The organism is Citrobacter farmeri, from assembly GCF_019048065.1.
Lineage (GTDB): Bacteria > Pseudomonadota > Gammaproteobacteria > Enterobacterales > Enterobacteriaceae > Citrobacter_A > Citrobacter_A farmeri.
The window spans coordinates 3,737,806-3,751,341 of the sequence record NZ_CP077291.1; the positions used below are offsets into that span (position 1 = coordinate 3,737,806).

The window sequence follows — 13,536 nt, forward strand, 5'->3', positions numbered from 1 at the left end:
GTTTTAAGCGTACAGGTGAATCAGAACTGCATCAGTTCTGCTTCTTTATCTGCCAGCGCCGCATCCACTTTCTTGATAGCGGCGTCAGTCATTTTCTGTACGTCGTCCTGAGAACGGCGATCGTCATCTTCGCTGATCTCTTTGTCTTTCAGCAGTGCTTTCACTTTGTCATTCGCGTCACGACGGACGTTACGCACGGCAACACGCGCCTGTTCAGCTTCGCCACGAACGATTTTCGTCAGATCTTTACGACGTTCTTCCGTCAGCGGAGGCAGTGGAACACGAATATCGCTGCCCGCAGAGCTCGGGTTGAGACCGAGGTCAGACGCCATAATTGCTTTCTCAACGGCCGGGCTCATCGAGCGGTCAAACACGTTGATTTTCAGGGTACGGGAATCTTCTACCGTTACGCTTGCCAGCTGGCGCAGCGGCGTAGGCGTGCCGTAATATTCCACGACAATGCCATCCAGCAGGCTGGGAGAAGCACGACCCGTGCGTATTTTGCTGATTTGGTTTTTGAACGCTTCTACGCATTTTTCCATACGTACTTCAGCATCTTTTCTGATATCGCTAATCACGTTACGAATCCTTGAAAACTTGTCTCAGTCAGACCAGACAGGACACCTGCAGAGGTGTGCTTAGTATAGCCCTGATTAAAATATTGCGGGTAAGCTCGCGATATTAACGCGGAATCTTACCTCTATTTAGCCATTACGGGAATTACTCCGTAATTAATGTGCCTTCTTTTTCACCCATCACCACGCGACGCAGTGCGCCTGGCTTGTTCATGTTGAAGACACGAATTGGCAACTTGTGGTCACGCGCCAGCGTAAACGCGGCCAGATCCATCACTTTCAGTTCTTTATCCAGCACTTCGTTATAGGTCAACTGCTCATACATGGTAGCAGAAGGATCTTTCGCCGGATCGGCGGTAAAGACGCCATCGACTTTCGTCGCTTTCAGAACCACGTCCGCTTCGATTTCAATGCCACGCAGGCACGCCGCAGAGTCTGTGGTGAAGAAAGGATTACCGGTACCCGCAGAGAGGATCACGACGCGGTTATTACGCAGCAGGCTGATAGCCTCTGCCCAGCTGTAGTTGTCACATACGCCATTAAGTGGGATGGCGGACATCAGGCGGGCGTTCACATAGGCGCGGTGAAGCGCATCGCGCATTGCCAGACCGTTCATCACGGTGGCCAGCATGCCCATGTGGTCGCCCACAACGCGGTTCATACCCGCTTTCGCCAGACCAGCACCACGGAACAAGTTACCGCCACCAATCACCACACCAACCTGAATACCCAGTTCAACCAGTTCTTTGATTTCCTGAGCCATACGATCCAGTATGCTTGCGTCAATACCGAAGCCTTCCGAACCCTGCAGAGCTTCGCCACTTAACTTAAGCAGAATGCGTTTATAGACGGGTTTTGCATTGGTAGCCATGTTTCTTTCCTGAGACTGTCAACGATTAAAAATGGGGGTAAATTCTGGCGACAAATGATATGTCGCTACTCAGTACAACGAAATAAGAGCCATACTGATTTTTGCGTGACGGGTGACAAAAAGAAGCCGCCCTCAGGCGGCTCCTTTTCGACAATTAAGACTGCTTGGACATCGCAGCAACTTCTGCTGCAAAGTCAGTCTCAACTTTCTCGATGCCTTCGCCCACTTCGAAGCGGATGAAGCCAGTCACGTCAGCGTTGTGCTCTTTCAGCAACTGACCAACAGATTTGCTCGGCTCCATAACGAAAGGCTGACCCGTCAGAGAAACTTCGCCGGTGAATTTCTTCATGCGGCCTTCAACCATTTTCTCTGCGATTTCTTTCGGCTTACCAGACTGCATCGCGATGTCCAACTGAACCTGGTATTCTTTTTCTACCACTTCAGCAGACACGTCTTCCGGCTTAACGAATTCAGGCTTGCTTGCAGCAACGTGCATTGCCAGCTGTTTAACCAGCTCTTCGTCAGCGCCTTTAGCCGCAACCAGAACACCGATACGCGCACCGTGCTGATAGCTACCCAGAACGTCGCCTTCCAGGGAAGCGATACGACGGATGTTGATGTTCTCACCGATTTTCGCAACCAGCGCAACGCGTTCTTCTTCGAACTGCGCTTTCAGCACTTCAACATCAGTGATTTTGCCCGCAACAGCAGCGTCCAGGACTTTGTCAGCAAATGCCTGGAAACCACCGTCTTTAGCAACGAAGTCAGTCTGGCAGTTAACTTCCAGAATGAAAGCGATATTGCCGTCGATTTTGGTTTTGATTACGCCGTCAGCAGCAACGTTGCCTGCTTTTTTCGCTGCTTTGATAGCACCGGACTTACGCATGTTTTCGATTGCCAGCTCGATGTCGCCATTAGCTTCAGTCAGTGCTTTTTTGCAATCCATCATGCCTGCGCCAGTACGCTCACGCAGCTCTTTTACCAGGGATGCGGTAATTTCAGCCATTCTAAAATCCTCGGAAGATTTGATCTGCCCGGCATCAAACCGCACAGATTTAAAAGTGAAAAAGGGGGCCATATACAGGCCCCCTAACCAAACATGATACTACCTGGTTTATAAGGGCTCTTCCCCTTCATATTTCGAGCCGCAGGTGCGTTGTCTTCACTCGCTCATCCCGGTCACTTACTCATGTAAGCTTCCGGGAATTCTCGAGCTTGCCGCCTTCCTGCAACTCGAACTATCTCAGGGAAGTTATCAAGCCTTATTATTCAGCTTCTACGAAGCTTTCTTCCGCCTGGGAAGCCAGATCCTGAGAACGGCCTTCACGAACGGTTGCAGCTACAGCGCCCAGGTACAGGCTAACAGCACGGATTGCGTCGTCGTTACCCGGGATAACGAAGTCAACACCGTCCGGATCAGAGTTGGTATCAACGATAGCAAATACCGGAATACCCAGGTTGTTTGCTTCTTTGATAGCAATGTGCTCGTGGTCAGCATCGATTACGAACAGAGCGTCCGGCAGACCGCCCATGTCTTTGATACCGCCCAGGCTGTTTTCCAGTTTCTCAAGCTCACGAGTACGCATCAGCGCTTCTTTCTTGGTCAGCTTTTCGAAAGTACCGTCCTGAGACTGAGTTTCCAGGTCTTTCAGACGTTTGATGGACTGACGAACGGTTTTCCAGTTAGTCAGCATACCGCCCAGCCAGCGATGGTTCACGAAGAACTGGTCGCAGCTGTTAGCAGCGTCTTTCACCGCTTCGCTTGCAGCGCGTTTAGTACCAACGAAAAGGATTTTACCTTTGCGAGAAGCAATCTTGTTCAGTTCAGCCAGAGCGTCGTTGAACATCGGTACAGTTTTCTCAAGGTTGATGATGTGAACTTTGTTACGCGCACCGAAGATGAACGGCTTCATTTTCGGGTTCCAGTAACGGGTCTGGTGACCGAAGTGAACACCAGCCTTGAGCATGTCGCGCATGGAAACAGTTGCCATGATTAAAACCTCTATAGATAAAGTTGGGGTTATGCCTCCACGTATCCCATATTACCGACCCCAAAGGGCACCCCGGAATATGTGCCGATACGTGTGTGTTGTTACACAAAGTGAGATTTGTCGCTTCCGTCTATTCTGTGTATACGAAATGAGATCGGAAGTCCGGCGCGCTTTATACCACAAATACGCCGCAGACACCAATAATTGTTGGCGGTCTGTACTGAATTGAAGGATAAATTTCGTGTTACAAGAAGACAGCAGATTTTTGAATCCCAGGAGCTTACGCGTTGTAGGTGGTGGGGGTGAAAAAATGCAGCCAACGCGCTTGTGGCACGAAAGGCGAAGTTCAGAATGATTCTCAATTTGGCAGGGTATACCCCTGGCTGATACCATTGGCAGCACTTACACAATTATTGTCGAATTAACCGACACTGATGGACAGAATTCATGGCTATCTCAATCAAGACCCCTGAAGAAATCGAAAAAATGCGCGTCGCAGGCCGCCTGGCCGCGGAAGTGCTGGAGATGATCGAACCGTATATCAAACCGGGCGTCAGCACGGGTGAACTGGATCGTCTCTGTAACGACTATATCGTTAACGAGCAGCACGCGATCTCCGCTTGCCTCGGCTATCACGGTTATCCGAAATCCGTCTGCATCTCTATTAATGAAGTGGTGTGTCACGGCATTCCGGATGATGCCAAGCACCTGAAAGATGGCGATATCGTCAACATCGACGTGACTGTCATCAAAGATGAGTACCACGGCGATACCTCTAAAATGTTTATCGTTGGCAAACCGACCATTCTGGGCGAGCGCCTGTGCCGCGTCACACAGGAAAGCCTGTATCTGGCGCTGCGAATGGTGAAACCGGGCATCCGTCTGCGCACCCTCGGCGCGGCGATCCAGAAATATGCGGAAGGCGAAGGTTTCTCCGTGGTGCGTGAATACTGCGGTCACGGTATTGGTCGCGGTTTCCACGAAGAGCCGCAGGTGCTGCACTATGATGCGGACGACGGCGGTGTGGTACTGCAGCCGGGCATGACCTTTACTATCGAACCAATGCTTAACGCCGGTGATTACCGCATCCGTACCATGAAAGACGGCTGGACGGTGAAAACCAAAGACAGAAGCTTGTCTGCGCAATATGAGCATACTATTGTGGTAACCGAAAACGGCTGCGAAATTTTGACGTTACGCAAGGATGACACCATCCCGGCGGTACTCACGCACGACGTATAACTTTTTTGCCTGATGGCGCTCTCGCTTATCAGGCCTACAAATGGCACTATTCCGTAGGCCGGATAAGGCACTTTCGCCGTATCCGGCTTTTTTAATGGGTGGCGCATAATGAATACACTTCCTGAACAGCACGCAAATACCGCACTTCCCACCCTCCCCGGCCAGCCGCAAAACCCGGGGGCCTGGTCTCGCGACGAACTCACCGTCTCCGGGATCAAAACGCGCATCGACACCTTCCAACAGTGGTTGGGCGATGCCTTCGACAGCGGGATTTCCGCCGAACAGTTGATTGAAGCGCGTACCGAATTCATCGATCAGTTGCTGCAACGCCTGTGGATCGACGCCGGTTTCGGGCAGATTGCCGATCTGGCGCTGGTCGCCGTTGGCGGATACGGGCGCGGTGAGTTGCACCCGCTTTCCGATATTGACCTGCTCATCCTGAGCCGTAAAAAATTACCGGATGAACAGGCGCAAAAGGTCGGCGAACTGCTGACGCTGCTGTGGGACGTCAAACTGGAGGTCGGGCACAGCGTGCGTACGCTGGAAGAGTGCCTGCTGGAAGGGTTATCGGACCTGACCGTTGCCACCAACCTGATTGAAACCCGTCTGTTGATTGGTGATGTGGCCCTTTTTCTGGCACTACAAAAGCATATCTTCAGCGAAGGCTTCTGGCCGTCCGATAAGTTTTACGCCGCCAAAGTGGAAGAGCAGCATCAGCGCCACCAGCGCTATCACGGCACCAGCTATAATCTTGAGCCGGATATCAAAAGCAGTCCCGGCGGTCTGCGCGATATCCATACGCTGCAGTGGGTCGCCCGTCGTCATTTTGGCGCTACTTCGCTCGACGAGATGGTGGGCTTCGGCTTTTTGACCCAGGCAGAGCGCGCTGAGCTGAACGAGTGCCTGCACATTCTGTGGCGTATTCGTTTTGCTCTGCATTTAGTCGTCAGTCGTTACGATAACCGCCTGCTGTTCGATCGCCAGTTGAGCGTCGCTCAACGCCTGAACTACAGCGGCGAAGGTAACGAACCGGTTGAGCAGATGATGAAGGATTACTTCCGCGTCACCCGCCGCGTCACTGAGCTCAATCAGATGTTGTTGCAACTGTTTGACGAAGCGATCCTCGCGCTGTCTGCCGACGAGAAACCGCGTCCTATTGATGACGATTTTCAACTGCGCGGCACGCTGATCGATCTGCGTCAGGACGATCTGTTCATCCGCGAACCGGAAGCGATCCTGCGGATGTTCTACACCATGGTGCGCAACAGCGCGATCACCGGGATCTACTCCACCACCTTACGCCATCTGCGCCATGCGCGCCGCCATCTGAATCAGCCGCTGTGCTATATCCCGGAGGCGCGGTCGCTGTTTCTCAGTATGCTGCGTCACCCAGGCGCAGTCAGCCGTGGCCTGCTCCCAATGCACCGACACAGCGTGCTGTGGGCCTACATGCCTCAGTGGTCACGTATTGTCGGGCAGATGCAGTTTGACCTGTTTCACGCCTACACGGTAGACGAGCACACGATTCGCGTGATGCTGAAGCTGGAAAGTTTTGCCAAAGAAGAGACCCGCCAGCGCCATCCGCTGTGCGTGGATCTCTGGCCGCGTCTGCGACAGCCCGAGCTGATTTTTATCGCCGCGCTGTTCCATGATATTGCCAAAGGACGCGGCGGCGATCACTCGGTTCTGGGGGCGCAGGACGTGCTCAAATTCGCTGAGTTGCACGGCCTGAACTCGCGCGAAACGCAGTTAATTGCCTGGCTGGTTCGCCAGCATCTGCTGATGTCGGTGACCGCTCAACGCCGTGATATTCAGGATCCTGAAGTTATTAAGCAGTTCGCCGAAGAAGTGCAGACCGAACACCGCCTGCGCTTCCTGGTCTGCCTGACGGTGGCGGATATTTGCGCCACTAACGAAACGCTGTGGAACAGCTGGAAGCAAAGTTTGCTGCGTGAGCTGTACTTCGCCACGGAAAAACAGCTTCGTCGGGGGATGCAAAACACGCCGGACATGCGCGAGCGCGTGCGTCATCATCAACTGCAGGCACTGGCGCTGCTGCGAATGGATAATATTGATGAAGAAGCGCTGCACCATATCTGGTCGCGCTGCCGCGCCAACTACTTCGTGCGCCACAGCCCAAATCAGCTGGCCTGGCATGCGCGTCATCTGCTGCAGCACAACCTCAGCGAGCCGTTAATTCTGCTCAGCCCGCAGGCGACGCGCGGCGGAACAGAAATATTCATCTGGAGTCCGGACAGGCCGTATCTGTTTGCCGCCGTCTGCGCCGAGCTGGACCGACGTAATCTGAGTGTCCACGATGCGCAGATTTTCACGACCCGCGACGGAATGGCGATGGATACCTTTATCGTGCTGGAACCGGACGGCAGCCCGCTGTCGTCCGACAGGCATGAAGCGATCCGCTTTGGCCTGGAACAGGCGATCACCCAGCGCAGTTGGCAACCACCGCAGCCGCGTCGACAACCGGCAAAATTGCGCCACTTTACCGTCGATACCGAGGTCACGTTCCTGCCAACACACACCGATCGCAAATCGTTCCTCGAGCTTATCGCCCTTGATCAGCCAGGGCTGCTGGCACGGGTCGGGCAAATTTTTGCCGATCTCGGAATTTCGCTTCATGGCGCCCGAATTACAACCATTGGCGAGCGAGTAGAAGATTTATTCATAATCGCCACGGCGGACCGGCGTGCGCTTAATAATGAGCTGCAGCAGGAAGTGCATCAACGGTTGACAGAGGCCCTCAATCCAAACGATAAAGGGTAGTGTGTTTATTTATAGGGAAAGAGTTTAACAATGCAGCAGTTACAGAACGTTATTGAGACCGCTTTTGAGCGCCGTGCCGACATTACTCCGGCCAATGTAGATACCGTGACCCGTGAAGCGGTGAATCAGGTGATTTCTCTGCTGGATTCCGGCGTATTGCGCGTGGCAGAAAAGGTAGACGGTCAGTGGGTGACTCACCAGTGGTTGAAGAAAGCGGTTCTGCTCTCTTTCCGTATCAACGATAACCAGGTGATCGAGGGCGCGGAAAGCCGCTACTTCGATAAAGTGCCGATGAAATTCGCAAACTACGACGAAGCGCGCTTTCAGAAAGAAGGCTTCCGTGTCGTTCCGCCCGCCGCGGTGCGTCAAGGTGCATTTATCGCCCGTAACACCGTGCTGATGCCGTCTTACGTCAATATTGGCGCTTATGTTGATGAAGGGACGATGGTCGATACCTGGGCTACCGTCGGTTCCTGCGCGCAGATCGGTAAAAACGTCCACCTGTCCGGCGGCGTTGGTATCGGTGGTGTACTGGAACCATTGCAGGCGAACCCGACCATCATCGAAGACAACTGCTTCATCGGCGCGCGTTCTGAAGTGGTAGAAGGCGTGATCGTCGAAGAAGGCTCGGTGATTTCTATGGGCGTTTATATTGGTCAGAGCACCCGTATTTACGACCGGGAAACCGGCGAAGTCCATTATGGCCGCGTTCCGGCGGGCTCCGTTGTCGTTTCCGGCAACCTGCCGTCGAAAGATGGCAAGTACAGCCTGTACTGTGCGGTGATTGTGAAAAAAGTCGACGCCAAAACGCGCGGCAAGGTCGGCATCAACGAGTTGTTGCGTACCATCGACTAACGGTGATTTGAAAAAGCGGGCTTAGCCCGCTTTTTTTACATCTGCGAGTGGCAGAAACAGGGCTTTTCGTTAATTATTCAATAGTTATAGTGAGCTTAAGGGTACCGCTATGTATGACAATCTGAAAAGTCTGGGCATTACTAATCCTGAAGAAATCGATCGTTACAGCCTGCGGCAAGAAGCCAACAACGATATCCTGAAAATCTATTTCCAGAAGGATAAAGGTGAGTTCTTTGCCAAAAGCGTGAAGTTTAAATACCCCCGCCAGCGCAAAACCGTGGTCGCCGATGGTATCGGTCAGGGATACAAAGAGGTGCAGGAGATCAGCCCTAACCTGCGCTACGTGATCGACGAACTCGATCAAATTTGCCAGCGCGATCGCACTGAAGTGGATCTGAAACGCAAGATCCTTGATGACTTACGCCATCTGGAAAGCGTAGTGGCGAATAAAATCACCGAGATCGAAGCCGATCTGGAAAAACTGACGCGTAAATAAGCCGTTTGTTGCCGGATGGCGGCGTCACGCGCCTTATCCGGCCTACAGGTGCATCCTCGTAGGCCTGATAAGCGTAGCGCCATCAGGCAATCAATCAACGCTGCTCATCCAGTTTGTTGCCGGATGGCGACGTCATACGCCATATCCGGCCTGCAGGTGCATCCTCGTAGGCCTGATAAGCGTAGCGCCATCAGGCAATTAATCAACGCTGCTCATCCAGTTTGTTGCCGGATGGCGACATCATACGCCATATCCGGCCTGCAGGTACATCCTCGTAGGCCTGATAAGCGTAGCGCCATCAGGCAATTAATCAACGCTGCTCATCCAGTTGCAACGCTACGTACAGCAGCAGCCGATCGTCAAAGTTGCCTAAATCCAGCCCGGTCAATTCCGAGATTCGATTCAGTCGGTACTCCAGCGTATTACGGTGAATAAACAGCGCTTTCGAGGTTGCAAGCGGCTGCACGTTGTGACGAAACCATGCCGCCAGAGTGCGGCGCAACAAACCGTTATTGTCCATCGCCTTCAGCCGTACCAGCGGACGCGCCAGCTCATTGGCCTGCCAGCCACCGCGCAGACTGTCGAGCAACACCGGCAGCATCAAATCCTGATAAAAGTAGCTACGACTTTCTGGCATTCGCTGTTTACCCACCATCATCGTCGTACGCGCGGTACGGTACGAACGCGCAATACTGCCTGGCCCGGTAAAGTAGTTGCCCAGCGAAACGCGAAAGCGTAACTGCCCATTCTCTTTCATACGCGCAATAAGCTGTTCAACGCGCTTGCGGTGATCTTCGGCATCCCAGCGGCCAAACGAATTTAGCGCGGGTTTTAGCACCACCATCTCGGTCAGCGAAACAATCGCAATCAGGTTATTGCGCTCCGGGGTGGTCAGCGCGTTCTGTAGCTGCTGCAATTCCGCCATGGCGCTGTCAACGCCGAGTTGTCCGCTGTCCACTTCGACTACCGCCACTACGCGCGGCTGGTTGAGATCGATGCCTAAACGTTGTGCCCATTCGGTCAATGCCGGTGTGTTCTCTTCTGCCTGAATCAGGTTCATCACCAGCTCTTCACGCAGACGACTGTCCTGAGCCAGCAGGTGCATCAGGCGCGACTGCTCAAGCATCATCTCTGCCGTCATGCACACCAGTTCGCCATACTTGCGTAGATGCTCAGGCTCGCCGGTCAGGCCAATCACGCCGACGATCTCGCCTTCCAGGCGCAGCGGCAGGTTGATCCCCTGACGAACGCCGTGCAGATGGCGCGCAACGGCGTCATCGATATCCACCACGCGGCCCTGAGAGAGAACTAACAGCGCGCCTTCGTGCAATTCCCCAATACGCTCGCGATCGCCGCTGCCGATAATCCGCCCACGGGCATCCATTACGTTGATATTGGTATCAATAATGCGCATCGTGCGCGCCACGATATCCTGCGCCATTTTGGTATCAAGATGCCAGCCAGCCATAAAGCCCTCCTGTGAGCAGAGCTCCAGCATAAAGAAGATAATAAACGCTGACATTGTGCAAATGCACAAAGCAAAGGGAAGAAGTATGGAGTTGTGGGAAGTATCACAAAAAGAAACCCCTTCCTGTCACAGGAAGGGGTCTGGGAGGGATTACTGCATCAACAGGTAGATATTGCTGTCGCCACGCTGAATGTTCAGCGCCAGGACAGACGGTTTGCTGTCAAGAATTTTACGCAGTTCAGCGATGTTTTTCACCGGCTGCTGGTTCGCGCCGACAATCACATCCCCTTTCTTCAGGCCAATCTGCGCCGCCGGGGTGTTCGCTTTCACGTTGTTCACCACGACACCTTTATCCTGACCTTTATTGCTCATTTCAGCCCCTTCAATGCCGCTGAAGATGGAGCTGGAATCAACCTGAGTCTGGCTGCTCTGCTGCAGTTCCAGATTAACAGTAACCGGCTTACCGTCACGCAGCAGGCCGAGGGTAATTTTACTGCCCACCGGCATCGTGCCAACCTGGGCACGCAGTGCGGCAAAGCTGCTGATCGGCTTACCGTTCAGAGAGGTGATCACATCCCCGGCTTTAATTCCCGCCTTCGAGGCAGACGAGTTCGGCATGACCTGGCTGACAAACGCCCCGCGCTGAGCGTCGACTTTCATCGCTTTCGCCAGTTCGGAGCTCAGTTCGGTACCCATGATCCCCAGCTCACCGCGTTTCACCTGGCCGAATTCCACCATCTGAGAGGTCAGGTTTTTCACCATATTGCTTGGGATCGCAAAACCGATACCGATGTTGCCGCCGTCCGGCGCGAGGATCGCCGTGTTAATACCGATCAGCTCGCCGTTCAGGTTAACCAACGCACCGCCAGAGTTACCCCGGTTGATCGCCGCATCGGTCTGGATGAAGTTTTCATAGTTTTGCGCATTCAGGCCGCTACGACCCAGCGCTGAGACAATACCGGAGGTCACCGTCTCGCCCAGACCAAACGGGTTACCGATGGCGACAGTGTAATCTCCCACGCGCAGTGTGTCGGAGTCAGCCAGTTTAATCGCCGTCAGGTTTTTTGGATCCTGAATCTGGATCAGCGCGATATCAGAACGCGGGTCCTTACCGACGATCTTCGCATCGAATTTACGGCCATCGCTCAGTTGAACTTTAATCACCGTGGCGTTATCCACCACGTGGTTGTTGGTGACGACATAGCCTTTCGCAGCATCAATGATGACACCGGAACCCAGCGCCATAAACTTCTGCTGCTGGCCGCCACCGTTACCGCCCTGCATGCCGCCGCCCTGACAGAATGGCGAGCTCTGGAACGGTGAACCTTCCTGGCAGAACGGGGAATCATCGCCAAAGAACTGCTGGAAATTACGCGGCATACGCGGCGTATTGACGGTTGTGCTACCTTCCACGTTAATGCTGACCACCGATGGCATCACTTTTTCGAGCATCGGTGCCAGACTTGGCATCTGCTGTGCGGTCGTGGCTGATGCAGTTTCAGCTGCCGTTGCAGAAAGCGGGGATAACGCCAAACCTAAACTCAGAGCCAGTGCACTCATTGCTAATGTGGTTTTTTTCATGTGTCTCAATCTCAATTAACAGATAACGCAAAATTGCTGTGTACGTCAGATTCATTTTATAGCGCTAAGTTCCGGACGGAAGTTTATGGAAAAGGTAAAAATTTATTGTCCGTCTTTACAAAACTCGGCTTATTGTTCGACCGCCATCAGGCGACGATATTCATCCCAGGCATAGAGGTCGGTCATGCCGCTGATATAATCCTGGATCAGCCGGCAGCGGTAATAATATTCCAGCACAGGATACTCAGGTGAATCTGATGTTAATTTACCCACGGCCTCCACGTAGGCCAGTCGGTGGCGCGTTGACAGCTTCTGAAATAAACGAGATTCAATAGGAAAGCGCTGCAGGCGCTCTTTTTCCACCAGCTCACTGAAATCCGTAAGCGACAGACTTAATAAAGGACGGTAGATATCGAGTAAGCCACTGATCACCCGATAGCCCTGTAATTCGAGCTGTTCCACATCCGGATGGCTAAACACATGTTTCATCGCAACATTTTTGTAGATTTTCAGCAGGCGGCTAAAGCTGCTGCCATCTTCCAGCAATGCCTGATTAAACCTTCCTTCAAAGATTTGCTCCAGGTTATCAATAAAACGCTGTGCGGCGTAGGGCACCAGTTTATTAAGTGTATTCACCCGCAAATACATGAAAAATTGATCTTCAGTACTACGGCTCAGATAATTCGCACGCGATTTATCCCAGGCATTTTCGACAACCTGCGCAAAGAGAGAACCTTTCTCATGCTGTCCCCAGGCCTCATGTAAATGATGATAGAGTTGCTCAACGCTGAAGATTCTTTTTTCAACCGCATCTTCCAGATCCGCCACGCAATAAGAGATATCATCAGCGGCTTCCATTATCCACGTTAACGGAAAACGACTGTAAACGGCGAGATCCAGTTCTTTACGTAACCTCGCAATATACGGTTCTTCAGAAAGATAATAGCCCGGTTTTTTCATTAAATAGTTGTGCGTCGCCGGTGTCTCCCCCCGCCACCACGCCGGACGGGTATATTTTAAGATCCCACCGACCTGGGCCCATGTCAGGTTCATCCGCATCAACGTGTGTACCAACCGAATCCCTTGCGCATTCCCTTCGAACTGACACAGATCCTGGCGTACTTTACGACGGATATCGTTCAGCGACTCCTCGCCTTCGCGCAGGCGCAGCGTCGCCACAATGCAACGTTCTTCCGTTAAGGGCTGGCTTTCCGCATCCGCCGGATGTAAGCGCTGGCGAAACCAGTCATTGATTGCCGCCTCGCCAAAATGGCCAAATGGCGGGTTGCCGATGTCATGCATCAGGCAGGACATTTCGACGATACTTTCAAACGGTCCCGTCAACTCATCCAGACCGTATTGTTCCAGCAATTTCTGTTCTTTGAGGCGGCTTAAAACCTCTTTGGCGATATAACGCCCCACCTGCTGAACTTCCATCGAATGGGTAAGACGCGTACGCACGGCGGCATTACGCTCGAGGGGGAATACCTGGGTTTTTTGCTGCAAGCGACGGATCGCCGGAGAGTTAATAATGCGCCCACGGTCGCTTTCAAAAATGCGCAAGATCTCATGCTCGGTTTTTACCCCTTGCGGTGAACGAAAACGACGGTGCCAGTTTATTTTTTTCCGGAAATCAATCTGTGACATGTCCTCTCCCGCGTGAGAATGCACTTCAC

General features: G+C 52.9%; 11 protein-coding genes. 4 read left to right on the plus strand and 7 right to left on the minus strand.

Translation table 11 applies throughout. The features are described from left to right. Positions 1–20 precede the first annotated feature (20 nt). From frr to rpsB, 4 genes are all read right to left on the minus strand, one after another. Complete coding sequence (gene frr / locus I6L53_RS17570; protein ID WP_042323692.1) at positions 21–578, minus strand: ribosome recycling factor; 558 nt, start codon at positions 576–578, stop codon at positions 21–23. 142 nt (positions 579–720) lie between these two features. Then, positions 721–1,446 carry a UMP kinase gene (gene pyrH / locus I6L53_RS17575; RefSeq protein ID WP_042323694.1) on the minus strand — a complete coding sequence of 242 codons (726 nt, stop codon included), beginning with the start codon at positions 1,444–1,446 and terminating at the stop codon, positions 721–723. A 154-nt stretch (positions 1,447–1,600) separates the two neighbouring features. Then, positions 1,601–2,452, minus strand: coding sequence for a translation elongation factor Ts (gene tsf, locus I6L53_RS17580; protein WP_042323696.1), 852 nt, complete (start codon positions 2,450–2,452; stop codon positions 1,601–1,603). Between the two features lie 259 nt (positions 2,453–2,711). Continuing rightward, positions 2,712–3,437 (minus strand): 30S ribosomal protein S2, encoded by a 726-nt coding sequence (rpsB, locus tag I6L53_RS17585; protein WP_042323700.1) that lies wholly within the window; start codon positions 3,435–3,437, stop codon positions 2,712–2,714. 447 nt (positions 3,438–3,884) lie between these two features. Between rpsB and map the strand changes: the two genes are divergently transcribed. The 4 genes from map to I6L53_RS17605 all read left to right on the plus strand — a co-directional run bounded on the left by map (position 3,885) and on the right by I6L53_RS17605 (position 8,811). After that, positions 3,885–4,679: a type I methionyl aminopeptidase gene (map, locus tag I6L53_RS17590; RefSeq protein WP_042323703.1), complete on the plus strand. Its 795-nt coding sequence runs from the start codon at positions 3,885–3,887 to the stop codon at positions 4,677–4,679. A gap of 108 nt (positions 4,680–4,787) precedes the next feature. Next, positions 4,788–7,460: a bifunctional uridylyltransferase/uridylyl-removing protein GlnD gene (gene glnD / locus I6L53_RS17595; RefSeq protein WP_042323705.1), complete on the plus strand. Its 2,673-nt coding sequence runs from the start codon at positions 4,788–4,790 to the stop codon at positions 7,458–7,460. A 30-nt stretch (positions 7,461–7,490) separates the two neighbouring features. Next, complete coding sequence (gene dapD / locus I6L53_RS17600) at positions 7,491–8,315, plus strand: 2,3,4,5-tetrahydropyridine-2,6-dicarboxylate N-succinyltransferase (RefSeq protein ID WP_042323708.1); 825 nt, start codon at positions 7,491–7,493, stop codon at positions 8,313–8,315. A gap of 109 nt (positions 8,316–8,424) precedes the next feature. Continuing rightward, positions 8,425–8,811: a DUF3461 family protein gene (locus I6L53_RS17605; protein WP_042289892.1), complete on the plus strand. Its 387-nt coding sequence runs from the start codon at positions 8,425–8,427 to the stop codon at positions 8,809–8,811. Between the two features lie 310 nt (positions 8,812–9,121). Here the strand turns inward: I6L53_RS17605 and cdaR are convergent, their stop codons facing one another. The 3 genes from cdaR to dgt all read right to left on the minus strand — a co-directional run bounded on the left by cdaR (position 9,122) and on the right by dgt (position 13,507). Continuing rightward, positions 9,122–10,279: a DNA-binding transcriptional regulator CdaR gene (gene cdaR / locus I6L53_RS17610; protein ID WP_042323710.1), complete on the minus strand. Its 1,158-nt coding sequence runs from the start codon at positions 10,277–10,279 to the stop codon at positions 9,122–9,124. Between the two features lie 150 nt (positions 10,280–10,429). Continuing rightward, complete coding sequence (gene degP / locus I6L53_RS17615) at positions 10,430–11,860, minus strand: serine endoprotease DegP (protein WP_042323711.1); 1,431 nt, start codon at positions 11,858–11,860, stop codon at positions 10,430–10,432. Positions 11,861–11,989: 129 nt separating this feature from the next. Then, positions 11,990–13,507, minus strand: a complete 1,518-nt coding sequence (dgt, locus tag I6L53_RS17620) for a dGTPase (RefSeq protein WP_042323713.1) — start codon at positions 13,505–13,507, stop codon at positions 11,990–11,992. Positions 13,508–13,536: the final 29 nt, after the last annotated feature.

Excerpts from the sequence above, each read along its gene's own strand:
- pyrH (WP_042323694.1), bottom strand. The coding sequence starts at position 1,446 with ATGGCTACCAATGCAAAACCCGTCTATAAACGCATTCTGCTTAAGTTA.
- tsf (WP_042323696.1), bottom strand. The coding sequence starts at position 2,452 with ATGGCTGAAATTACCGCATCCCTGGTAAAAGAGCTGCGTGAGCGTACT.
- rpsB (WP_042323700.1), bottom strand. The coding sequence starts at position 3,437 with ATGGCAACTGTTTCCATGCGCGACATGCTCAAGGCTGGTGTTCACTTC.
- map (WP_042323703.1), top strand. The coding sequence starts at position 3,885 with ATGGCTATCTCAATCAAGACCCCTGAAGAAATCGAAAAAATGCGCGTC.
- glnD (WP_042323705.1), top strand. The coding sequence starts at position 4,788 with ATGAATACACTTCCTGAACAGCACGCAAATACCGCACTTCCCACCCTC.
- dapD (WP_042323708.1), top strand. The coding sequence starts at position 7,491 with ATGCAGCAGTTACAGAACGTTATTGAGACCGCTTTTGAGCGCCGTGCC.
- I6L53_RS17605 (WP_042289892.1), top strand. The coding sequence starts at position 8,425 with ATGTATGACAATCTGAAAAGTCTGGGCATTACTAATCCTGAAGAAATC.
- cdaR (WP_042323710.1), bottom strand. The coding sequence starts at position 10,279 with ATGGCTGGCTGGCATCTTGATACCAAAATGGCGCAGGATATCGTGGCG.
- degP (WP_042323711.1), bottom strand. The coding sequence starts at position 11,860 with ATGAAAAAAACCACATTAGCAATGAGTGCACTGGCTCTGAGTTTAGGT.
- dgt (WP_042323713.1), bottom strand. The coding sequence starts at position 13,507 with ATGTCACAGATTGATTTCCGGAAAAAAATAAACTGGCACCGTCGTTTT.